At 48.8% G+C, this 21,944-nt stretch carries 18 protein-coding genes and 1 pseudogene; 7 read left to right on the forward strand and 12 right to left on the reverse strand.

Features of this window, described 5'->3' with window-relative positions; all coding sequences use genetic code 11:
- A partial coding sequence (locus ACOJTG_RS23405) for a Maf family protein (RefSeq protein WP_420156040.1) occupies positions 1-129 on the forward strand: 129 nt, incomplete at its 5' end.
- A gap of 5 nt (positions 130-134) precedes the next feature.
- On the opposite strand, the gene mtgA is transcribed toward ACOJTG_RS23405, so the two are convergent.
- The 3 genes from mtgA to ACOJTG_RS23420 all read right to left on the reverse strand — a co-directional run bounded on the left by mtgA (position 135) and on the right by ACOJTG_RS23420 (position 3,017).
- Positions 135-845, reverse strand: coding sequence for a monofunctional biosynthetic peptidoglycan transglycosylase (gene mtgA / locus ACOJTG_RS23410; protein WP_420156026.1), 711 nt, complete (start codon positions 843-845; stop codon positions 135-137).
- 125 nt (positions 846-970) lie between these two features.
- Positions 971-2,110 carry a radical SAM family heme chaperone HemW gene (gene hemW / locus ACOJTG_RS23415; RefSeq protein WP_420156027.1) on the reverse strand — a complete coding sequence of 380 codons (1,140 nt, stop codon included), beginning with the start codon at positions 2,108-2,110 and terminating at the stop codon, positions 971-973.
- A gap of 136 nt (positions 2,111-2,246) precedes the next feature.
- Complete coding sequence (locus ACOJTG_RS23420) at positions 2,247-3,017, reverse strand: class I SAM-dependent methyltransferase (RefSeq protein ID WP_420156028.1); 771 nt, start codon at positions 3,015-3,017, stop codon at positions 2,247-2,249.
- Between the two features lie 231 nt (positions 3,018-3,248).
- Between ACOJTG_RS23420 and ACOJTG_RS23425 the strand changes: the two genes are divergently transcribed.
- The 4 genes from ACOJTG_RS23425 (at position 3,249) to ACOJTG_RS23440 (ending at position 6,856) form a co-directional block, all read left to right on the forward strand.
- Positions 3,249-4,526, forward strand: coding sequence for a GWxTD domain-containing protein (locus ACOJTG_RS23425; RefSeq protein ID WP_420156029.1), 1,278 nt, complete (start codon positions 3,249-3,251; stop codon positions 4,524-4,526).
- Positions 4,502-5,314 carry a 23S rRNA (guanosine(2251)-2'-O)-methyltransferase RlmB gene (rlmB, locus tag ACOJTG_RS23430; RefSeq protein ID WP_420156030.1) on the forward strand — a complete coding sequence of 271 codons (813 nt, stop codon included), beginning with the start codon at positions 4,502-4,504 and terminating at the stop codon, positions 5,312-5,314. The genes ACOJTG_RS23425 and rlmB overlap by 25 nt, the downstream gene beginning before the upstream one ends.
- Positions 5,315-5,577: 263 nt before the next feature.
- Positions 5,578-6,135: an RNA polymerase sigma factor gene (locus tag ACOJTG_RS23435; RefSeq protein WP_420156031.1), complete on the forward strand. Its 558-nt coding sequence runs from the start codon at positions 5,578-5,580 to the stop codon at positions 6,133-6,135.
- Positions 6,125-6,856: a hypothetical protein gene (locus tag ACOJTG_RS23440; RefSeq protein ID WP_420156032.1), complete on the forward strand. Its 732-nt coding sequence runs from the start codon at positions 6,125-6,127 to the stop codon at positions 6,854-6,856. Before ACOJTG_RS23435 ends, ACOJTG_RS23440 begins: the two co-directional genes overlap by 11 nt.
- Positions 6,857-6,979: 123 nt before the next feature.
- Here ACOJTG_RS23440 and ACOJTG_RS23445 read toward each other — a convergent pair whose 3' ends face one another.
- The 8 genes from ACOJTG_RS23445 to ACOJTG_RS23480 all read right to left on the reverse strand — a co-directional run bounded on the left by ACOJTG_RS23445 (position 6,980) and on the right by ACOJTG_RS23480 (position 20,446).
- Positions 6,980-9,685, reverse strand: a complete 2,706-nt coding sequence (locus ACOJTG_RS23445; RefSeq protein ID WP_420156033.1) for a CHAT domain-containing protein — start codon at positions 9,683-9,685, stop codon at positions 6,980-6,982.
- A gap of 339 nt (positions 9,686-10,024) precedes the next feature.
- Positions 10,025-10,192, reverse strand: a complete 168-nt coding sequence (locus ACOJTG_RS23450) for a hypothetical protein (RefSeq protein ID WP_165796026.1) — start codon at positions 10,190-10,192, stop codon at positions 10,025-10,027.
- A 355-nt stretch (positions 10,193-10,547) separates the two neighbouring features.
- On the reverse strand, positions 10,548-12,503 hold the full coding sequence (locus tag ACOJTG_RS23455; RefSeq protein WP_420156034.1) for a maltotransferase domain-containing protein: 1,956 nt from the start codon (positions 12,501-12,503) through the stop codon (positions 10,548-10,550).
- A gap of 115 nt (positions 12,504-12,618) precedes the next feature.
- On the reverse strand, positions 12,619-15,012 hold the full coding sequence (locus tag ACOJTG_RS23460) for a TonB-dependent receptor domain-containing protein (protein WP_420156035.1): 2,394 nt from the start codon (positions 15,010-15,012) through the stop codon (positions 12,619-12,621).
- 35 nt (positions 15,013-15,047) lie between these two features.
- Positions 15,048-16,187: a DUF3179 domain-containing (seleno)protein gene (locus tag ACOJTG_RS23465; RefSeq protein WP_420156036.1), complete on the reverse strand. Its 1,140-nt coding sequence runs from the start codon at positions 16,185-16,187 to the stop codon at positions 15,048-15,050.
- A 55-nt stretch (positions 16,188-16,242) separates the two neighbouring features.
- Entirely contained in the window at positions 16,243-17,778 is a 1,536-nt protein-coding gene (locus ACOJTG_RS23470; protein WP_420156037.1) for a phosphatase PAP2 family protein, read from the reverse strand.
- A 13-nt stretch (positions 17,779-17,791) separates the two neighbouring features.
- Positions 17,792-18,742: a hypothetical protein gene (locus ACOJTG_RS23475; protein ID WP_420156038.1), complete on the reverse strand. Its 951-nt coding sequence runs from the start codon at positions 18,740-18,742 to the stop codon at positions 17,792-17,794.
- 243 nt (positions 18,743-18,985) lie between these two features.
- Positions 18,986-20,446 (reverse strand): sodium:solute symporter, encoded by a 1,461-nt coding sequence (locus tag ACOJTG_RS23480; protein ID WP_420156039.1) that lies wholly within the window; start codon positions 20,444-20,446, stop codon positions 18,986-18,988.
- A 219-nt stretch (positions 20,447-20,665) separates the two neighbouring features.
- Between ACOJTG_RS23480 and ACOJTG_RS23485 the strand changes: the two genes are divergently transcribed.
- Both ACOJTG_RS23485 and recR read left to right on the forward strand, forming a co-directional pair.
- On the forward strand, positions 20,666-20,953 hold the full coding sequence (locus ACOJTG_RS23485; RefSeq protein ID WP_104713427.1) for an ATP-dependent Clp protease adaptor ClpS: 288 nt from the start codon (positions 20,666-20,668) through the stop codon (positions 20,951-20,953).
- 80 nt (positions 20,954-21,033) lie between these two features.
- Entirely contained in the window at positions 21,034-21,642 is a 609-nt protein-coding gene (recR, locus tag ACOJTG_RS23490) for a recombination mediator RecR (RefSeq protein WP_420156041.1), read from the forward strand.
- A gap of 56 nt (positions 21,643-21,698) precedes the next feature.
- On the opposite strand, the pseudogene ACOJTG_RS23495 reads toward recR, so the two are convergent.
- Positions 21,699-21,944: pseudogene (locus ACOJTG_RS23495) on the reverse strand (hypothetical protein); the annotation flags it as partial.

Here is a 21,944-nt window from a genome sequence, read left to right on the forward strand (position 1 = left end):
GGGGCCTATGGCGTACAGGATTTCATCGGCATGGTCGGTATCGATCGCATTGAAGGATCGTATTTTACCGTAATGGGCCTGCCCATTCACCGAGTATACGCCCAATTGGTGGAAGCAGGCTTTCTGTAAACGGTTTAAAAGATCAGATAAGATTTACCGCCCAGTGCCCGCATTTGCCGGGAAATACTGTTGGTACGTCGCTGCACGTAACTCGACGGCCGGGCAATGAGGAAACGGTTGGGGCTGGGTAATACAGCGGCAATGCGGGCCGCTTCGGTCCGCGTGAGCTGGGCCGCCGGTTTCCCGTAGTATCGCTGGGCCGCGGCTTCCACCCCAAAGGTCATGGGACCGGTTTCGGCTACGTTGAGGTATACTTCCAGAATCCGCTGTTTGCCCCAGATCACTTCAATAAGCAGCGTAAACCAGGCTTCGAGCATTTTGCGGAAATAACTACGGCCCTGCCACAAAAACACGTTTTTAGCCACCTGCTGACTAATGGTACTGGCTCCTTTGATGCGGCGGCCTTTCAGGTTATTCTTGAACGCACTACCCATCATTTCAAAGTCGAAGCCAAAGTGCTGCGGAAATCGCTGATCTTCTGAAGCGACGACGGCCAGGGCCATTTCCGGAGAAATTTCGTCGTAGGAAGTCCAGTCGTAGTATAATTTTCCTCCGTTGGTAATCTTCCGGTCAAGCATCGTCCAGGTAATGGGAATGGGAACGAAGCGAAAGACCAGCGTACCGCCGATCGAAAGGACGATAAAATAGAACAGTATTTTGCCGAAAAAACGAAGGACTTGTTGGGGCCAGGAACGATAGGTGTCAGGGCTTTTCGAGGCGGGCATACGTCAATAGCTAGTGGATCAAACCCGTGGTCGTACTGGTACTTTTCTTGGAAAGCAACCAACGGATTGAAACAAAAATAGTAGTACAGTGACGTTTTTCGAGTAATGCGTCGTAAAAAAGCCCTTTAATCCTCCACCCAGAAAAGCTCTTCGGCCACGCGATCCGCGAATAATTTGCCCGTTTCCGTCAAAAACAGCATCGAGCCTTCCCGGCGAATCCAGCCGTTTTGCTGAAGTGCGGGAAGGGCTTCTTCAATCACGTACAGGCCCATTTCCGAAAGCTGACGAATGCGTTCGACGTCCGTCCCCCAGTGCGTACGCAGGCTGGTTAAAACGTATTCATTCACCAGATCCTGTTCGGTCAGATCCTCGATTTCAGCCGGAATCAGACCTTGCTGCAGGGCGGCTACGTACTGCGGATTGTTTGAGCGATTGTACTGACGCGTACGAAGTCCGTCGTAACTGTGAGCCGAAGGCCCCACGCCTAGATACGGGTGTTGAAGCCAATAGCTGCTGTTGTGCTGACTATGACGTCCGGGCCGGGCAAAGTTGGAGATTTCGTACTGTTCAAACCCATGCTCCCGTAGCGTATCCCGCAGGATTTGGAATTGCTCGGCGGCAAATTCATCATCAATGGGAGCAATTCGTTTATTTTTCAGCCATTTGCCAAAAACTGTCTGGGGTTCGATGGTCAGGCAGTAGGCTGAGATGTGCGGTACCTGCAAGGCCATCGCTTCGGCCAGATCCTTTCGCCAGATCGTATGCGGATCGGTCTCGGACGAAGGAATGGCGTAAATGAGATCAATCGTAATATTTTCAAAGCCTACCTGCTGGGCCATCCGCACGCAGGTACGGGCATCTTCCGCCGAGTGAATTCGGTGCAGATGCTGTAAATGGGGCGTATGAAAAGACTGAATGCCAATGCTCAGCCGATTGATGCCCATGCGGTGAAACAACTGTAATTTCTCCCGCGAAAGATCGTCTGGATTTGCTTCCAGCGTAATTTCTGCTTCTGGATGTACCTGAAAATGCTGATGAATGGTCTGGAAAATGTGCTGAAAGTCCGCTTTTTCCAGCAACGAAGGCGTACCCCCACCGAAATAAATGGTATCCAGCGATGCATCCGGCAGATACGTTTTCCGTAGTTCGATTTCCCGGCAAATAGCTTCTACCATCTCCGTACGCCCTTGCAGGGAAGTGCTGAAATGGAAGTCGCAGTAGTAACACGCCTGCCGGCAAAAAGGAACGTGGATGTATAAGTGCATGGGAAGTTTGCAGTTTTCTGTGGTCAGTTTTCAGTTAGGAAGCCAACGCACGTCCGTGAACACAGCATGTTTCTGTGCCCCAGGCTGCTTAAAGCTGTAGGTATGAACTGAAAACAGAAAACCACCCACTGAAAACTCACTTTGTTGCAACGTAAAAAAAGTCAAAACAATTCTCGGCGTCGTTGGTGAGGAAATAATCCTTGTACGTAATGTCGGAAACCAGGCCGGTGGCTGACTTCTGAATCAGGTTACGGCTCAGGCGGTTGGCTACGTCGTAAGGCACCTGTAACAAACGGCGGGGCAGGCGATACTGGAGATTGAAAATGTCAAACCGCGTAATTTTCTCCACCGATTTTTTATTCTGCTCGTAGTACTCCCACACTTTCTGGTTGCCGTGTACACCCTGCGTATCGATCGTCGGAAAGTATTTTAAGATCAGATTTTTGAGTTCCGAGGCCAGGTATTCCCGCACGTGCCAGGGGTTGCGGGTCAGGGAGTATTTTCTGTTGACGGTCGTTAGCAGTAGTTTTCCGCCGGGCTTCAAAACGCGGTAGGCTTCCCGAATGAAAAAGTCATCGTTTTCAATGTGCTCAATAACCTGAAACGTGACGATGAAGTCAAAATGATTGTCGGGCAGGTCTTTGAGTGGCGGCAAGAACATGTCAATGAACTTGAAATCAGGGTATTCCTGACTCAGTTTAGTCATCAACGGTTCGTTTTTGTCAACGCCCGTATAGTGTGTTACTGAAGGAGCCAGTACGCCTACGCCCCGTCCGGTACCGCAACCGATTTCCAGTACATTCCCGTGCACGATTCGGGCTGCTTCCATATAGGGAAACAACAGGCGTTGGTGAACCGGGTTATCAGAAACCAGTTCGGAAGAGGCTATTTCGGTGGTTTTGTACATGATCGTATGAAGAACGGGGTGGAGGAAGGCGGACGAATCCGTGGCTCCTGTTTCGATGGTAACGAGTATCGAAGAAGCAAAAATACCACCTTCCCGGCAAAACCAGAAAATTTATGGGTGTACACAGGTGAGAATCGCTATCTTTTTCGTTATTCGTGACCGACGCACTTGGCGTTTTGCCGGTTGTTCCGAAGAAAAAAACGCATCTTTGTATCATTCGTCCATGAATCCATGAAATACCTGATTTATTTAGGAGTTTCCCTAGGCCTGCTGGCTGGTTGTACCTCGTCTAAAGTCAATACAACCAAACGTACGGCAACTCCTGCTGCAAGCCCGACTACTAATCGTTCGACCGATGCATTTTTGTTTTCGGTACGAAGCCGTTTTCTGGATAATGGTTCGCAAATCCGGACCTATGTTCGGCTACAGCCCGATCGAAACCTGTCCTCGGCCGATTTTGCTCAGGAGTTTCGCATTCGGTATTGGATGTTGCCGGATTACGGCAGTCGTCAACAATTGCTATCTACCCAGCTTTTAAAATTGAGTGAAGGCGAAAACTTCATTCGGAAGGTAACACCCGGCGGTACGGTCTTTACTGTTTGGTTTGATGTACCCAAGCCTGACAAACAGGTCTATACGGGCGTGGTCATGTCAGAAATTACGGACGCCAAAGGCGGGATGACTACCCACGATACCTTCGTTCGTTTTCAGTCCGGAAAGGTGGGCGACTATTATGCCATTTTTGATGGTACGGGAAAAATTCCGATGCTTGAAAACTTCGCTCATCAAGGCGATACGGTTCAGTTGATGGCTTTGCAACGACCCGATACCACATTTCGTATTTTCCACTACGGCTTCGAATTCGATGCGGCTCTACCGCCGATGGCTACCCTCCGGCCGCAACCCAAGCAACTCTACGTTGATTCGGCGGCTCAGGTAACAACCCACCGGCCCTTCACGATTCATCACGAAGGACTGCACTATTTCGTTCGGGATACGACGGAATCCTTTGGCATTGGCCTGATGGGCGTAGCGGATCGTTTTCCCCGCTATACGTATCCTCAGCAGCTGGCCCGTCCCCTGGTTTACATGAGCACCAATCAGGAAATCAACGACCTACGGAACGGCGGAGAACCTAAGCGTTCCCTGGATCGCTACTGGTTGTCGATGTCCAACGGAAATCAGCAAACGGCCAAACGAACCATTTCCTCGTTCTACCGACGCGTAGAACGGGCGAATGATCTCTTTACCAGTTACAAGGAAGGCTGGAAAACCGACCGGGGTATGGTGTATATCATCATGGGACCGCCCACTCGCGTCAATCGTAGCAAGGACCGCGAAGTATGGGTCTATACTAAACGCAATTCACAATTTTCAGAAATAAATTTTACGTTCAATAAACGGAATAATCAGTTTGTGGATGATCACTACGAGTTATCACGATTCGTAGAATTTCAACCCATCTGGTATCCCGCTGTCGAAGCATGGAGAAACGGGGAAATCGAGTAGAGGGCAGTGAGCCCGGCGAAAAAAAGCCATTTTATAGCAGACCCAGGCAGCCACGCCCGGAGTCAAAGTCAGAGTTTGTGTTTGGTATACAACCCGTACTGGAAGCCATACGGGCCGGAAAAGAAATTGATAAGTTGCTGATTCAGCGGGAGCTGGGGAACATTGAAGTGCTGGAGTTTGCCCGGTTGCGTAATATTCCCACGCAGAAAGTCCCCAAACAAAAGCTGGATCAGATTACGCGGAAAAATCACCAGGGGGTGATTGCCTTCGTGTCAGCGATTAACTATGCCAAACTAGAGAACGTCGTAGCGAACGTATTCGAGCAAGGCCAGACGCCTTTGATTCTGGTTCTGGACCGGGTAACCGACGTTCGTAACTTCGGAGCGATTGCCCGTACGGCTGAATGTGCGGGTGTACAAGCCATTGTCATTCCTGCCAAAGGCGGTGCTCAGATTAATTCAGACGCGATGAAGACGTCGTCGGGAGCCTTGAACTTTTTGCCCGTATGCCGGGAGAATGATCTGGTGGAGACGGTCCGTTTTTTACAGAACTCGGGTATACAGGTAGTAGCCTGTACTGAAAAAGTCTCGAAGACGCTCTATGAGGTCGATCTGACGGTTCCTACGGCTGTGATTATGGGCTCGGAAGAAGACGGTATTTCCGAGATTTTGTTACGTATTGCCGACGAACTGGTAAGCATTCCGATGAGTGGCCGGGTTGCTTCACTTAACGTCTCTGTGGCTAACGGAATCTTGCTTTACGAAGCTATTCGGCAGCGTTTGGGATAAGGCAACTAGTAATTTTTGCGGAGGCCGTTCCTTGGGGAATGGCCTTTTTTTATGATAACTGCAGAAATAGCTGCCAGGAAATTAATAAAATTTAGGGAAAGCTGATGAAAAATCTTAAAAAAATCATAATTTATAATAATCTGATAATCAATGTTTTATGGGCGTGATAAATTTTTTTTTTCAAAGCTAAGGTTACATTTCGGCCTCTCGATTGATATATGCAAAATTTCAAGGTATTGATAGGAACTCAGAGCCAGGAAAAGTTGATTGCTCGGCTCCGTTCGAAAGATCGTCGCGAATTGAATGAAGCCATTCGGGACGTATATGATCATCACATCAGTCCGGTTCGCTACTTCGTTTTGCAAAATGGGGGAGATGCCCACGATGCTGACGATTTGGTTCAGACTACCGTTCTCAACTTTGTTCAGGCTGTCCGTAATGGCAGCTTTCAGTTGCAGGAGGGAACAACGATCGAGGCGTTTTTATTCGTACTGGCCAAAAACCGGTGGCGGAATACGCTCAAGCAGCGAGGATTCATGCGTGATTACGTCCAAGAGATGGAAGCTACGGGAGGAGGATACGATTCGTGGGAAGCTTCAGCTCAGCGAATCATGGAAGAACGGGAAGAACAGGAACGCTACATACAGTTATTTAATCTACTGGGTGAAAGGTGTCAGACTATTCTGACGGCCTATCGCCGGGACGGGCTATCTATGAAAGAAATCGCTCAAAAAATGGGATTTGATAACGAGCGAGTCGCTATTAATGAAAAGTACAAGTGTTTACAAAAACTCAAAGCCCTCTTTCGCTATGAGACCTAAAACAGGCCAGGAGCAAATGGAATGGATCGATGCATATCTCCATGATGCTCTATCTTCGACCGAACGAGCAGCGTTCGAAAAGGAGATGATTAGTAATCCTGAATTTGCCCGCGAAGTTGAATTTATGCAACAGGCCGATTCAGTTATCGATGATTTTCTGCTGGCCGAAATGGTCGGAGAAATTCATGCGGAAAAAGTACAAGAGTGGAAGGATGCAGAAGCAGAACCCGCCAAGGAAACGCCTGTTATTCCCTTACACCGTGAACCTCAGCAGGTTCCTTGGTGGAAGTGGTCGGCAGGAACTGCGGCTGCGGTGACGATTGCGTTCACTTCGTATATCACGTTGAGTCCCATTCAAGTACAGGATACGCTTAGCCAGACCTTACGGGGTGGCGACGCGAGCATCTCGGAACAACCCAGCCGGATTTGTTTTGAGAATTTCTACGCGGGTCGTTCGTTTGTGATGACGCAACAGCCTTCGCAAGCCATTCCGAGATTGCAGCAAGTGATTGACTGTGAGGTTCGTCCCTACTTTAAAGATGCTTCTAAATGGTATCTAACGGTGGCGTACTTACAAGCCAATCAGCCCAAAGAAGCTGAAACCATTTATCAGGAAATCACGGAGAATCCGGATTTTAGTTACGACATCACCTGGCTCGATAAACAAAAGATCAGCTGGCAGATTCGTATCGCCAAGTGGTTCGGCAAAGACGAAGCGTAGTCTTAACCGTAAAAGTCAGCCATACGATTTCTCGCATTTAAAGTACTCTACATCCAACCCAGAGAGCCCTTCCCCTGTCCCGAGGAAGGGCTTTTATTTACGTAGTATATACAGGAGGGTGAGTTACTGATGCTGTTGCCAGTAACGGGCTAAAAAAAGTCCTAAAAAGATGCTGCTTAGTAAGAAAAACCCCGCTGAAATACGGTTGATCGTCGCCCATTTCGATTCATACAACACCGAAGCATCACCGATCAGTACTAAGTTTGCCCAGTAATAAGGGTGATCATAAAGAGCAGCCATATCCGAGGAAAAGAAGTCTAGTTTAGCCAGTTGTAAAGCCTGATCAATCGGTAGGCCCTTGCGTAAATGGACGTACATGCGTTCGGAAAGGAAAGCCGCCGTTTGATCCTGGGCGTTCCAGAGCGTCGTGACTACGCTTGGACAACCCCCGTACAGAAAACCACGGGCAAGGCTCATCAGGCCTTCGCCGCGGTGTAATCGACCCCGGCCCGTTTCGCAGGCACTCAAAACAACCAGTTGGGTATGGTTGAAAGAGAGGTTATAAAGCTCGTCCGTATAGAGTTTGTAATTCGCTGAATCGGGGTAAAAGGCAATGAAAGAACGCTCAGCCTCTTGATCATCCGTTCGGGCGTGCGTAGCTAGGTGAATGATTTGTGAAGAGGCATAGTGATCCAAGAATTCCTGTTTGGTCGCCTGCCGGTTCGCGTATTGTAAGCCTCCTACGGAGCGTATTTCTTCGCGAGAAGCGGGTAGAGCTAGCAGGGAAGTATCCCGGAAGGAATTTTTATTCGAAGAAGTTTCTGAAAAAGGAGCCATCGCTAGGATACCGTTGGGGCCACCCGTCCAGGGAGTTGAAGCGTTCACCTGAGTCAGGGAAGCTCCGTAAGCATAGCGTATCGAATAGGAACGCAGGAGAAAATCTCGTCCTGAAGCTGTAGATTCCAGAATTTCAAAGGGTAAGTAATTGAGTTCTTTATCACGGATGATGATAAGCCGCTGAATGTCCTGAAGGTAAGGCTTGAGGGGGCGAAATAGCTGTTGGTATCCCTGTTGAGCCGCCGCATGGCCCTTGTACGGCGAAAGTCCTGGATTGTCATACAGCGATCGCTGCAAAGCCGCCAGCGTAGCTTTCTGAGCCTGACCAAAAGGAATACGAACCCACTTGACACAGAACTGCGTAATGACAAAGACAAATAAATCTTGCTCGGTCATTACGTAAGAGAGTAGGGCCGTCTGCGGATCCAATAATTTCTCACGAACGGTATCCACCGACATACTTTCTACGGACTGACGGTGACGTGAGGGGATGCGTTGTAACAATTGCTGGCGGAATTTGTCCAATTTGAGTTCCTGCTCCACCAGAACCAGCTTGAGGCTATCCTGTTCCTTTCGCGAATTCGGCTGCTGCAATTGTAACTTGGTACTGGTTAACTCTTTTTTGAGCTGCTCTTCCTTGGAAAGTAATTCCTTAGGAACCCAGGTTTTCTTCAACGTTTGCTCCCGCCGGGCATCCGAGAGGGTAGAGGCCCGCGTACTTTCTGTCAGCGTAAATGCGGTTTTAAGATAGTGATACTGGTGCGTTTTTTGGTAAAGAGCATAGGCAATAGGAAGGGCTTGCTCGTTTACCAGCGAAATCTGTTGACCGAACAGGAGTTTAGCATCCGATACATCGTAATTCAAGCGAATACGTTCAGCCAGGTGTAACGCTAATTTATAGGTTTCGAAAGCAGGCTCCAGGAAAGGGTCGCGGTTCGAAAATTTCCCCATTACGGAGGCCTGTCCCACTAAGGCATACATGAGCTCGCGTTCGGATAAAACACCTTCCTCAATCACGGGTAAATCGTGCAGTTCCGTTACGGGAGTGCCCAAGCATACGGCATTAATAGCGTGCCGGTAGTTGACCAACGCCCCGTTCAGGTCGCCCTGATTTTCTAATAACTGAGCCTTAACGCGGTAGGCTACCGAAAGAAAAGGGTGTTTAGTACCCCAGTACGTCTGAGCGAGCGTAATTGCTTTATCGTACGAACGAAGGGCTTTCGTTCCTTGCTGCGTGGCAGCGTAGTAGGAGCCCCAGTTTTGGTACAGGGTGATTCTTGATTCCGTAAAATAATCAGGATTTAGCCGACCGTAGGTATCGTCAATTTGCTGGGATTGGGTAAGGTACTGAAAAGCTTCCTTGGGCTTATTAATGCTAAGGTAATAACGCCCTAAATTCAGCGTATAGACGATTTGCTGGTAGGGCGTTCGTTCCAGGGATAAGGCCTGTTTGGCCAGCATAATCGCTTTCTGCGTATTACCTAAATTCTCGTATTGGGTACTTAAGTTATTCGTAAAAGTAGAAAGGTAGCCCGATAGCTGATATTTTTTGGCTACCGCAAGTGCTTTTTCAAGATTGGTAGTGGCTTGAATAAAATCTCCGGCTGCGTTGTAGTACACGCCTCTTTGGTTGTAATAGGCGGCGACAAATCCAGGCGTCTGACTGGCTAAGTGGGGCTGCCGTTCCAGCATCTGCTCCGCTTTTTCTAGGTACGTCTGCATCTGTTCCGTTTGGAACACGAGGCTGTGATAAAAACTTAGATTGGAATAAGCCTTGAAGCGTATCGAATCGACGGGAGATTTTTGCAAAAGCTGAAGAGCCTTTTCACACTGTCGGATCGCTTCGGATAAGTTTCCCTGACCGTAAGGAATAGAGCTGGATTCAATTAACAGATCAGCGTAACGAGGAAGATTATTGTCACGAATACAGAGAGCAATGGCTTTTTTAAAGTACATCATGGCCTCGGCGTGTTTCCCGTCCTGAAAAGCCACTTCCCCCTGAGTTTGTAAACGTCGAATGGCAGTTTCGGCAAAGGCTGATTTATGCTGAGCTGAAATATTCAGGGATGCGAATATTAGCAGCCAAACTCCTATCCAATCAACTATTTTGCTCCTGAAAAAGCCAAACATAAGACTACTCGCGTGTTACACTAGCAAAATAACAATAAACCCCTAAAAATGCCAAAACCTTCGGAAGCCTGGCGGTGCTTTCCGAAGGTAGTTAAATTTGGCTAATGCAGTACTGCTAGAGCGGATACTTAAATACTAATGCAGTACTATGTCTTAAAGGTTAGGTGAGACCTGTATATGTTTTATAATAACTACTGTTCATTAGCGGCGAATCAATGGCAGCGGAGGGATGCTGGCATCTCTTTCGGATTCTTGCACGACTTTCGTTTGCTGAGGTTTAATTTCATCTTCTTTGTTGCAAGAAGTTAAAGAAAAAAGGCTTGCAGAAAGCAATAAGGTGTAAGCTGAAAGGCGTGCAAAGTTTTTCATTTTTTCAATATTTATGTCCCGAATTCACACCTATATCAATCGAGAGGGCAAAATGTAACCTGCTCGAATGAAAAAAATTTTTATTTCGCTTTATTATATTTTATAAGATGCTGAATATTAGATATTTATGTCAATAAATTTTTTTTCATTTATTTTGAATAATTTTCTCTGCTCCGTTTCAAGCGGAGCTTTATTTCTTAGTATGAAATTGTACTTTTCTAATATTAGACCTGGTGTTGATGGGGTATTTCTAGGACTAAGATGAGATCAGGATTTTCAGGGTTACTAAAGCGAGGAGGGATGGGAAACGAGCTTAAATTCAAGGAATGATAAAGGTAAATTTTCTCTCGTCTAGTTACACGTCTTCAATTCGAAACAAATGCATAGGTAGAATCGTTGGGTCCAGTTCTACGTAATTCCACTCGCCCTGCCATTGCCAGCGATTATCGGTTAGTAGATCGTGTACGATAAAGGGCTGATGATCCGGTTTGCCAAGGAGATGAAGGGGCACTTGGATACCCGAACTTTGTCGTTGGTGTGGATCCAGATTGACCACGCATAAAATTCGATTTCCATTGGCGTGGGTTTTCAGGTAGCCAAGCAGAGCATCATTGGGCAGATGAACAAACGTTAGGTTGTTCGTACGTTGTAACGCTGAATTCTCCCGGCGAATGCGATTGAGCATCCGCATGAAAAGGGTCAACTTATTCTCGCGGGACCAGTCCCAGTGCTTGATTTCATATTTTTCGGAATGAAGGTACTCTTCCCGACCCGGATAGGCCTCGTGTACCATGTACTCAAAACTGGGGCCAAAAATTCCGTAGTTGGACGACAGTGTCGCCGCCAGGAAATAGCGTATCAAGTACAAAGGTTCTAGCCCCGTTTGCAGGATGAACGGATTCACATCGTGGGTATTGGGCCAGAAATTAGGTCGTAAATAGTAGTGCTGGTCGCTCTGGGTAAGTTCAGTCAGGTAATCGGTTAGCTCAGCCTTCGTAGTTCGCCAGATGAAATAGGTAAAACTCTGGCTAAAACCTAGTTGAGAAAGATACTGGAGTGGTTTCGGAGCAGTAAAAGCCTCGGCCAGAAAGATCAGATCTGGATAGGTTCGCTTGGTTTCGCGAATGAGCCATTCCCAAAAAGCAAAGGGTTTTCCGTGGGGCTGATCCACGCGTATGATCCGAACACCCCATTCAGCCCAGGTACAGACGATTGTCCGGAAGGCTTCCCAAAGGGCAGGCCAATCGTCGGTTTCAAAATTCAGAGCATAGCTATCCTGATAGGTATGGGGCGGATTTTCGGCGTATTGAAGACTTCCATCGGGAAGCTGTTTAAACCATTGGGGATGTTCCTGGACCCAGGGATGATCGGGCGAGCACTGTACCACTAAATCCATCGCCACTTCTAAGTCCCAACGCTGAGCCTCCGTAATCAAAGCTTTAAAGTCAGTCAGGCTGCCCAGCTCCGGAGCCACGGCCAAATGCCCCCCTGCTTCATTTCCAACGGCGTAAGGAACACCCGGATCGGCAGGGGTGGCCACTGGGGCGTTATTCTTTCCCTTGCGATGTTGATGCCCAATGGGATGCACTGGCGGGAGATGTAACACGTCAAAACCTAAATCCGCCAGTCGAGGTAAGCGTTCCATCGTCGTACGGAAGGTACCGGCCTGTGGTGCATCCATAGACGTCGAACGTGGGAATAGGGAGTACCAGGCCGAAAAAGCGGCTTTCTCTCGATCTACATACAAAGGCAATTCTTTTTCGTACCGACTAATATGTTTTTGTAATGGATATTGATGAATCCAGTCGGTCATTTGTGTACTTAAGGCAAATGTGATGGCTTCGTGATAGGCTTCGGGTTGCTGAAGCCAGTGAGCCGTTTGCTCAAGCGACGCTCGTTCGGCCTCCGGAGCGGTAGCGGCCATTTCTAGCAAAAAACCAGCCCCCATTTGCAGGTATGTAGCCACGGGCTGAAAATCGCGGGCTTTCTGCGTAATGGTTCGTTGCCAGGTCAGCGGATGATTTACCCAGGCTTCGAAAGTATAGGTATAGGCACCTTGCTTAAGTGCCAATAATTCGGCTCCGTACCGGTCATTTCCCAACGAAGAAAGGGGGACGCGGGTCCAATCCGCTTCGCTTTCATGGCGATACAATAATTCACCCGTCGGTAGATCAAAACCGTCTAGCAGTAAGTCTACTTCTACCCTTAACGGGTCTCCTACAATGGATTTGACGGCGTACCGACCCCCGTCCAGTTTCGGACTGACGTGTAAAAAATGAACGCGTTGTTGACCGTTTCTTTTTTCATTCATGGCTGTACTACGTTGGATTGGGCACTAAAAAAGCCACAGATTCGCTTTTCCGGCGAACCTGTGGCACAAAAGAAAGGGGATTGCTTCTAAAAATACGCTCGCAAAGGAGCCAGATCTAAATTTTTAATCCTACGCTAAGCTGCCAGCTACGACCATCCGATGACCAGACCCCAGGACCCGGATACATCGTTGGGCGTTTGGTGAAATAGCTACGGTTGGTAAGGTTGCTGACGCCCCCGCGAAGGGTAAAGCCGCGACCAAGTCGATAGCTAGCGTACCAGTCCCACAGACCATACGCCGGTACTACGCCCCGGGCTCCGTTGGCCGTTGGTACAACCGTGTTGAGGGGGTCGGCGAAGCTCTTGTCTACGTAGCTGAATTGCAAGGTCGTCGAAAGTCCGTGATAACTGGCCTGTAGTCCATTTCGACTGATCCATTTAGGGACGGATTCAACCGCATTACCCCGAATCGAACGATTCTCTACGCCATCCGAAACCTGCCCCGCTACGTACTGACCGTCCATGTAGGAAGTCGCCGTAAAGACCGAAACCCGGCTTCGGGAGCGTTGTACAAAGGCGAATTCGGCGTAAGCTTCCACGCCCCGCGTGCGACTGTCACCAATGTTGGTTTTGTAGACAAAACTTTGTGAACCCTCGGTAATGACCTGACTGCCGAGGCGGTTGCGGTACATCAACTGAAACAGCGTAACGTCAAAGGTCAGTCGACCCCGGAGCCGGGTACCGCGAATTCCTAGTTCAGAATTGAATCCGTGGGCGTCTTTTGTATTCGGATTGGCTCGTTCGAGAATCGAATTCGGAATAATGTCCTTAAAAATAGCCGGACGATACGCCTGCGACCAGCCCGCATACAGGTCCCAATCCTTACCCAGGTTGTACTGCCCATTCAGACTCAATAGCGGGAAACGGTGATCCAGGCGAGGGGGAAGAGCCGAAGCTTCGCTATAAGCCAGACGACCAGATAATCGGGTTTCACCCAATTCCACCCGTACGCCCGGCGTAAGACTCAACCGAGGCGTCAACTGAAAGAGATTTTCGGCGAAGAAGGCTACGTTTTTCGTTTTGTAATGAATATCCCGTCCGTAATCGCCCACCAGCGTGAGGTCGTAATCCGTACCCGTCGTCCCCTTCCCTAATTGCCGGCGGTGCAGATCATTGTTAATGAGCTGAATTCCTCCGGTAAGTACAGAACCGACGGATCCGATTTGGTACCGATGCAAGAGGCGTGCTTCCAGCGTATAGCTCTTAAATTTATCCCGATCTACCTGCCGGTTTTTGTACTGTCCGGTAGCCCGGTTAATCGTATCGAGCTGGTTAGCGAAGCCTTCGAACGTAACACTATTTCGCCAGCCCAGTACGGCTGAAGCCGTGGCCTGGAAGGTGGTACGGGGCGAAATTTGCCAGTCGAGTCGCAGCGAAGGGAGATAAATATCCGGACTAAAATAATTCCGTGAACGCGTAGATTGCCGCGGGTCTTGAGTAAACTGTGTATCCGTTAGCGGACCGGGAAGCTGGTACTGGTAGTATGAACGACCTAACTCCGCCTTTAGGGTTAGGTTCGAACGAAAAGCGTAGCCCAAACTAACGAATTCACCTTCGGCTACCGAGCGGCTGTTTTTGCGATAGCCATCGGAGGTACGGCGGTGGAAATAGGCATTGTATGTGAATTTACCCAGTTTCCCACTCACGCGATGAAAGGTACTTTGCAGGCCGAAAGCTCCGGCTGTATTCATCGTTTCATAACTGAATCGGCGACTGGAGTCGGGGCCTTTCAGTACGTAATTAAGCAGGCCGCCAAACTGGGCTCCGTATTGCAGAGAAGCATTGCCGCGTACGAGTTCAATGCGTTCGACGGCCTCCATCGGTACAGAAAAATGGCTTGCCGGGTAGCCGTACAGATCCGAATTGGTAAGTACGCCGTTGGTGCGAATGTTATACTCCCAGCCCCGGTGTGGATCGAGCCCTCGGGTGGCTACGTTGACCTGATTTCCGCTGCCATCCATGTCGTAGGCAAAGGCTCCGGGAATTTTGGCAAAAACCTGACGAACTGTTTTTTCCGCCACGTTACCATCCATCTGACTCATCTGAATCGTTTCGGATTTTCGTCCGGAAAGCAGATAGGTTCCCTGAACGCTAGGCAGTGGTTTAAGCGAGCGGTCGACTCCTTCACGAATGGAAATTTCATCCAGATTTTCGACCGATTCAGCCAAGGTAAACACCAGGGGTTGCAAGCTAACGTTCTGAATAACAACCGCCTGTTGCAGCGATTGAAAACCCACGTGAGAAAGGCGGAAGGTATACCGACCCGGTTCCAGTGTTAGCTGAAATTTTCCCTGTGGATCACTTTGCAGCGTTTTGTCAGCTACGCGTAGGGTTACCCCCGGTAAGGGCTGACCGTTTGATTGCAGAATTGTTCCCTGCACCAGCGTTTGGGCTTGTAGACGAAGTCCCAACGTAGTCAGAAGAAGCAATAAAATATATTTGGTAGTCACGGGATACACTTAAGTTTAGGAATGAGCGAAATCATCTAATACCGTTCCGTTTTGGGGTGAAACGTGGACCAGCTATGCCAGAATTCCTGGGAAGCATTGATGGGGCGTAGTCGCCCTTCCGAGGAGCGGCCCGCCAGATCGTAACTATGGCCTACGGTAATGAGCGAATCATTTTTCAACGCATAAATTGTAGAAACGTCGGGTCGTTGGTAGGCAAAGAAACTGGCGTTGTCTTTGGCCAGTACTACCAGAACGGGTACGTCGCCTACCACGTCGTTGATGATGCGTTGTTGCTTCAGGCGGTTCCAGTCATAGGCTTTTGAATTCCGACCCGCGTCAATACCTACAATCCAGGATTTTTCGTGCCAGGAATGCTTGTCCGTACCCGTTAATTCGCTTTCGGATGTGCCATTTTCGTAAGCCATGTCCTTGCTGTACTCCTCGGTGAACGCAGGATCACCCTGAAAAACCAGGCTGTTGGGGTAGAGCTTCAACCATTCTTCGAGCGTCGTTTGGCGACTGGGAACATCGGGTAAATACGCACCTTTTAGCGAACCCACGACTGCTTCTCCGTTGACCTGCCGCCACCAGCTGTGGGTACGCGAATCTTCAAACAAAGCATTAAAATGATCCATACCGACGAGCCGGAAGGTCTCGGGTTCTCCATCGACAAGCGAGCCGTAGACGCGGCCCGTCCGGCAAACGGAACAATAAGTGACTAGAATGGGCGTACCCGCAACGGTATCGCGTACCTGATGATGGTAGGCCAGAAACTGAATGGGGTACGCACGGGCTTCTTTGCCCATCACAACCCCCACGACCAGACGTTTGGGATTGACCTTGTTTTGGGAGCCAGGAGCCAGCTGAACCTGTTGCGGTTCCTGAAAAAGTGCTTGGGCATTCATCTTAAAGTGAATCCAGCTAACTAAGCCAATCGTTACCAGGGAGGCCAAAATGGGTACCCACTTTTTCCCATATTCTGAAAAAGCAGGAATGATGCCCAAGGCAATCAGTAATCCACAGCCTACCCAAAAAGAAATCCGCCAACGATGAATAAAATAGGCGGCTTCCAGGCTAGGAATCCGCTGACTGCCCGGCAGCGGCATGATGAAGTAAATGCTGGCTAACTCGAAGATAATCAGACTAAGTAGTCCGGCATAAAAGAAGATTTTCATGGAAAGATGAGAGTAAAAACGCCTGACTTAGGGGAAGTCAGGCGTTGGGTATCATTTAGCGACCAGCTCCATCGAGTTGTGCTCGTTTAATGGCGTATTCACCCACGGCTTTGCCGTGAACCAGCCCTACATCCGAATCCGAACGGTAATGAATACAGCCGTAAATACGGGATAGCGAGGCTTCAGCAGCCAGGGCTTGCATGGCGTCGGCGTCGTTAGGAAACAAATACGCCAGTACCGTTGCCGCTGCCCCGGAGAACGTCGAATGTCCGGACGTGAAACTGGGGAAGTTGGGCGTTCCAATCGTCGAGCGTACGGCGTGGTCCACCTGGAATGGCCGAGGCGTGTAATAGAAAAATTTAGTATCCCAGCAGGCAATTCCAGCGTCCATCAGCGAACTGCCTACCAGAGCCATGGTACGGGCGGCCCGGAGTTCATTCTCCTTATACTTACGGGTCAGGTTGGCTGCTTCCCGATTCCAGTGTCCGGGCGGCGTGTAACTGCCTACACCATCCGACCAGTACGAAGCAATGCGGTGTTGATCGCGGGTGAGCTTCTTGCCCATATCGCGTAGTTCCTGTAGGTCTTTCTCAAAACCAGCCGAACCCAATGCTGGAGGTGGGCTCGGACGCATGGTCACTTTTTGAGCATCCGTAAAATTCCAGGTTTTTACATTTCCGAAAGTCGGTAACATCGGAGGGCGAGCGGGAGCATCCAGACTGGTCCATTCCTTCCGCAAGCCCCGGGCTTTAGCATCGGCAATCATGGCGGCTACGGCAGCTTGGTTATTGGCCGCTCCCATACCATCGGCTTTGGCCCGGGCAATGACTTTTGCTGCTACGGCTTTGCCCAGTGCTTCACCCGCTTCGAGGTCACTGCGTACATTAGCCTTCGCCCAGATCCGACTGTTGCGGTGAGCTTCGTACGTGGCCGTCAGTTTGGCCACTTCGCCGGGGAACATCACCTTCAGTACTTCAAACGAAGCCGCGGCTACCACGGCATCTTCTGACGGATACGAAGGCAGGTCGGTCACGGGCAGTTTGGAAGTAATGCCCGCATCTACCTTCGCCGGAGCCAGTCGGTTGTACTGGTACTTGTATTTCCAGGCGGCTACCAGGGCGTCGTACTGAGCAACGCCGAGGTACGCAAACATCCGGGATGCGTAGGGAGGGTTACAGAAGGGAAACTTCGGTTCAGCCGTGGGATTAGCCGCATCGGGTACGGGATACTTCTTCTGAATTTCGTCGTAAACCGGAGGTAGGTTGTAATTGGCCGCCAGCGTACGGGCCAATTCATTCCAGCGGTATACGCCACCCGCCGCCCAGTAATCAATTGTTTTTTGTTGGTCAGTCGTAATATTAAGGCTTTTTAATTCCTGTAATTCAGCTTTATACGCACTGGATTCCGTGGTAAGTGGAGCTGGAACGCTAACCTCGTCGGTCGAAGCTAATACGAAGGTTTTCCATTGACCGCCTTTGGTATCCAATCCGGCTGGTTCGTACACGGTGAGCGAAGGCTGATCGATACTCTTGTCACAGCTGTTGAGTAAGACGATCAGCGATAAAAAGCTTAATCGACGAAGCATATTCATAAGTATTGGGGGATTAAGGGAGATCTGAAGAGCGGCCGGTAACATTAAACGTATGCTGGATGCCTACCGTATACATCCGAGCCTGGCCCACGTTACGGCCAGCGGTTACCTGACTGTACTGGCCAACCAGGGTAAAAAAACTACCATTTTTCAGGTACATATGCACTTTAGCCATACCACCCACCTGGGTCTGATCCATTTTGTTGGTGGGGAAGGGCATATCCTGACGGCGAATATCATCGCCGCTTTGGCTGGTCATGTTATCAATGAAGCCTTCTACCTGTACGTATTTGTTAAGATACCCCAGACGGGCCGAAGCATCGACTACATCGGGTACCATTACCTCATGCGTATCGTACATGACGCCATCGTACTGATACGAATCCCGGTCAATGTGGATATTACTGCGACGAATGTAGCCGGCATGACCAGTCAGATAGAAGCCCTTGATTTTGTAGTGGACAATACCCTTGATCGAGGCTGTTTTCGAGCGAAGACCAATCGAATACGGTAGCATATCCGGAATGTATTGGTTCACCGGAGCTGAAACGCCTCCCGTCGCGAATAAAGCGAAGGTACCAATGGAAGTTTCTGCTCGTAACGCCCGGTATTTCAGCCAGACGGAAAGGTCCTGAATACCTTCCTGGCGGGAGAAGTGCCCGCCATTCGACCGATTCCAGATGTAGGGCAGACCTGCAATGATGTTCAGGTTTTTAGTGATTCCATAGGCACTCATGAGCATCACATTCTGGCTGGTGAAGGTGCCGACGTTCGCATTGCTGCGTTTACGCGTTCCTTCCCAGTACTGGCTCCACTGGCTGTTGGAATAACTGGCTACGTTGCAAATCAGATGTTTACCCATCATGATGCCGTCCGTAGGCGTTTGAGCTATGCTGCGAAAGGACAGCAAAAAAGCCAATACGAACGTAAGTCGAAGCGACCGTCGAAAAGTAAAAACACTCATATATGTAAGTTTGGGGGAATGGGGATACGCTTGGATTGTAAACTAACTGTAGGTGTCAGCTAAGATACGAAATCAGTAAACAACTGAAAATAAAATTCTTGCAGGCTCTAGTACTAAAAACGCTACTACTGTTTTCAAGGGGAAAAGAGTAGTAGCGTCTAACAGTATAGATGTTTAGAGGTATAACGTTATTCTGTACAAAGTTACATTTTTTGTTTTTATAATTAAAAAATATCTAAAATTTTAATTGCTTGTTTCGTAGGATAAAGTCGGTTTTTTAAGAGCTACTAAGCCTACATAGGTAAGAAGACCATTTAATAGCAGTTTTTCGAAGCCAAAGGAGTAATTAAACCATTCCTGAGAATGGCTGACCAATACGTACGTGAGTACGGGAGAAAGTACGCAGACCAATGGTACAAAGCGGTCTTTTACCGACCATTTCGTGTACAGGCCAAAGGTATACAGTCCCAATAAAGGTCCGTAGGTGTAACCAGCCAGATCAAAAATGGTACGAATCATCGACTGGTTATTCAACTGCTTGAAGAGAATAATGACGACTAAAAACAAGGCTGAGAACATCAAGTGTACCCAGGTTTTGATGCGTTGACGTTCTTTCTCGGGGTATTTTTCAATGTTCAAAAAGTCGATGCAGAACGAAGTCGTCAGGGCCGTTAAGGCCGAATCAGAACTGGCGTAGGTAGCCGCCGTAATACCCAATAAGAAGGTGACCGCCGCAATCAGACCAAAGTGATTGCCCAAGGCCAGCATTGGGTACAAATCGTCGGATTTAGCGGGAATGGTGATGCCCATCTGTTCTGAATAAATCAGTAGCAAAGCTCCCAAATTCAGGAAGGCAAAATTGACGATCACCAGTACTACGCAAAACCAGAGCATGTTTTTCTGAGCTTCGCCGATGTTCTTGCACGTCAGGTTTTTCTGCATCAAATCCTGATCCAGTCCCGTCATCACGATGGCAATGAAAGCTCCGGAGATGAAATCCTTAAAGAAGTTATTTTTAGGAGCCCAGTCCCAGACAAAAATCTTCGAATACGAAGTCGACTGTACGGTATTCCAAAGCTGACCAAAATCCAGATTCAGTTGCCGGGCAATCAGAAAGACGGTTAGAAATACCGCCGTCACCAGGAAAAAGGTCTGAAGTGTATCGGTAATGATAATCGTTTTAACGCCGCCCTTGAAAGTATAAACCCAGATGAGTACAATCGCAAAAAGGACCGTCGCCTCAAAAGGAATGCCGAACCGATCAAAAATCGCCAGTTGTAGTACCTGTACCGCAATGAACATCCGGCCTGCTGATCCTACGGTTCGCGAAAGCAGGAAAAAGCCCGCTCCGGTTTTATACGACCAGAAACCAAAACGTTTATCCAGGTACGAATAAATCGAAATCAGATTCAGCCGGTAGTAAAGTGGCATGAGTACGGTCGCAATCACAAAGTACCCCACCAGATAACCCAGAATAACCTGAAAATAAGTGAACTGGGAAGTACTCACATTGCCGGGTACCGAAATGAAGGTTACTCCCGAAAGTGAAGTGCCAATCATGCCAAAGGCCACCAGGTACCAGGGGGATTGCTTATTTGCGGTAAAAAAAGCATTGGTATCCGCTCCACGGGAGGTGTAAAACGAAACAGCTACAAGCATCAAAAAGTAGCCGAGCAGGATGAAAAGAGCCAGGTACGCGTTCATGAATAAAACAAGGGTGCTGATGAGGAAGGGCGGAGCTTTCAATGGGTAATAAAGCCGTCCGGCCAAACATTCTGCAAACCTACAACGGGATGAACAAAATACTGTTTTTTTCTTCATACAAGAATATAAACTTCCTTGAACCTTCGGTTGGGGATGCGGGTTATAAAGGGTACATTTGTTCTTAAATAAGCCACTGATTTACTGGATATAGCCATGTTAATGAGCACCTTACCGAAACCCTGGGAAGAAGAAGACGTAGATGTTCTGGAAGCAACGGAGGAACAAGAAGAACATGATCTGGTCGTTTTTAATGATGATGTAAATACCTTCGATTGGGTAATCGATACGCTTATGGAAGTCTGTGGTCATACACCCGAACAAGCGGAACAGTGTACCATTCTGATTCACTATAAGGGGAAATGTGCCGTGAAAAAAGGGGCCTTTGAAGAATTGGCTCCCATGCGAAATGCCATTTGCGAACGAGGCATTAGTGCTGAAGTTCTCTAGAACCGTTTTTTGTTTTTGGCTTAGTCGATGCTGGCGACGAGAAAATGCAGCATGGACAGGCCGCCAGCCACACAACGCTCTTGAATTATCCTTCGAAACTCATAGAAGACGCCGTTGAGGAGATCAGTAAGCTCCCCGGAATCGGTAAAAAAACGGCTCTTCGTCTTGCTTTACATTTGCTCAAACGCGAAGAACAGCAGACCTCCCAATTGGCTGAGGCACTAGTGAACCTGCGTACTCAAACCCGCTATTGTCGGCAATGCCATACGATCGCTGATGAGGATCTGTGCCAGATTTGTGCCAATCCTCGTCGGGACAGCCAGTTGATTTGTGTGGTGGAAGACACCCGCGATGTGCTGGCCGTTGAAAATACGGCTCAGTTTCGCGGAATGTACCACGTGCTGGGAGGACTAATCAACCCACTGGATGGCGTAGGCCCAGCCGATTTGCAAGTTGAATCGCTGCTTGACCGGGTGGCCGATCCGAAAAATGAAATTCGGGAGGTGATTCTGGCTCTAAGTCCCACCATGCAGGGCGATACCACTTCGTTTTATTTGACGAAACGACTCCGGCAGTATCCCATCAAGATTACCACGATTGCCCGGGGTATACCCATTGGGGGCGATCTGGAGTACGCCGATGAAATCACCCTTGGCCGCAGTATCATCGGTCGCGTGACCTACGAATAAATCTACTGGTCATACGTAGAGAAAAGCGGCCTGTTCATGACAGGTCGCTTTTCTTTTTACAAAGCAGGAAACTTGAATTGCCGAAAACGTTTGGTTGACAGTCCCAACTTTTCCAAGCCCATCCAAAGGGAAAGTTCGTAGGCTCCGCCGGTATACCCTCGAAAGGTAGATAGGGGGAAATCATAGCTGAGTTCGAGCTGAAACGGAAAATCGGTCGGTTGAATACCGACTAAAAACACCAGAGCATTCTGCTGGAAGTTTTTACTGGCTTTGTTTAATGGAATGCCCCGTACCCACGCCCC

The sequence above is a fragment of the Siphonobacter sp. genome (genome assembly GCF_048595215.1).
Classification (GTDB): Bacteria; Bacteroidota; Bacteroidia; order Cytophagales; family Spirosomataceae; genus Siphonobacter.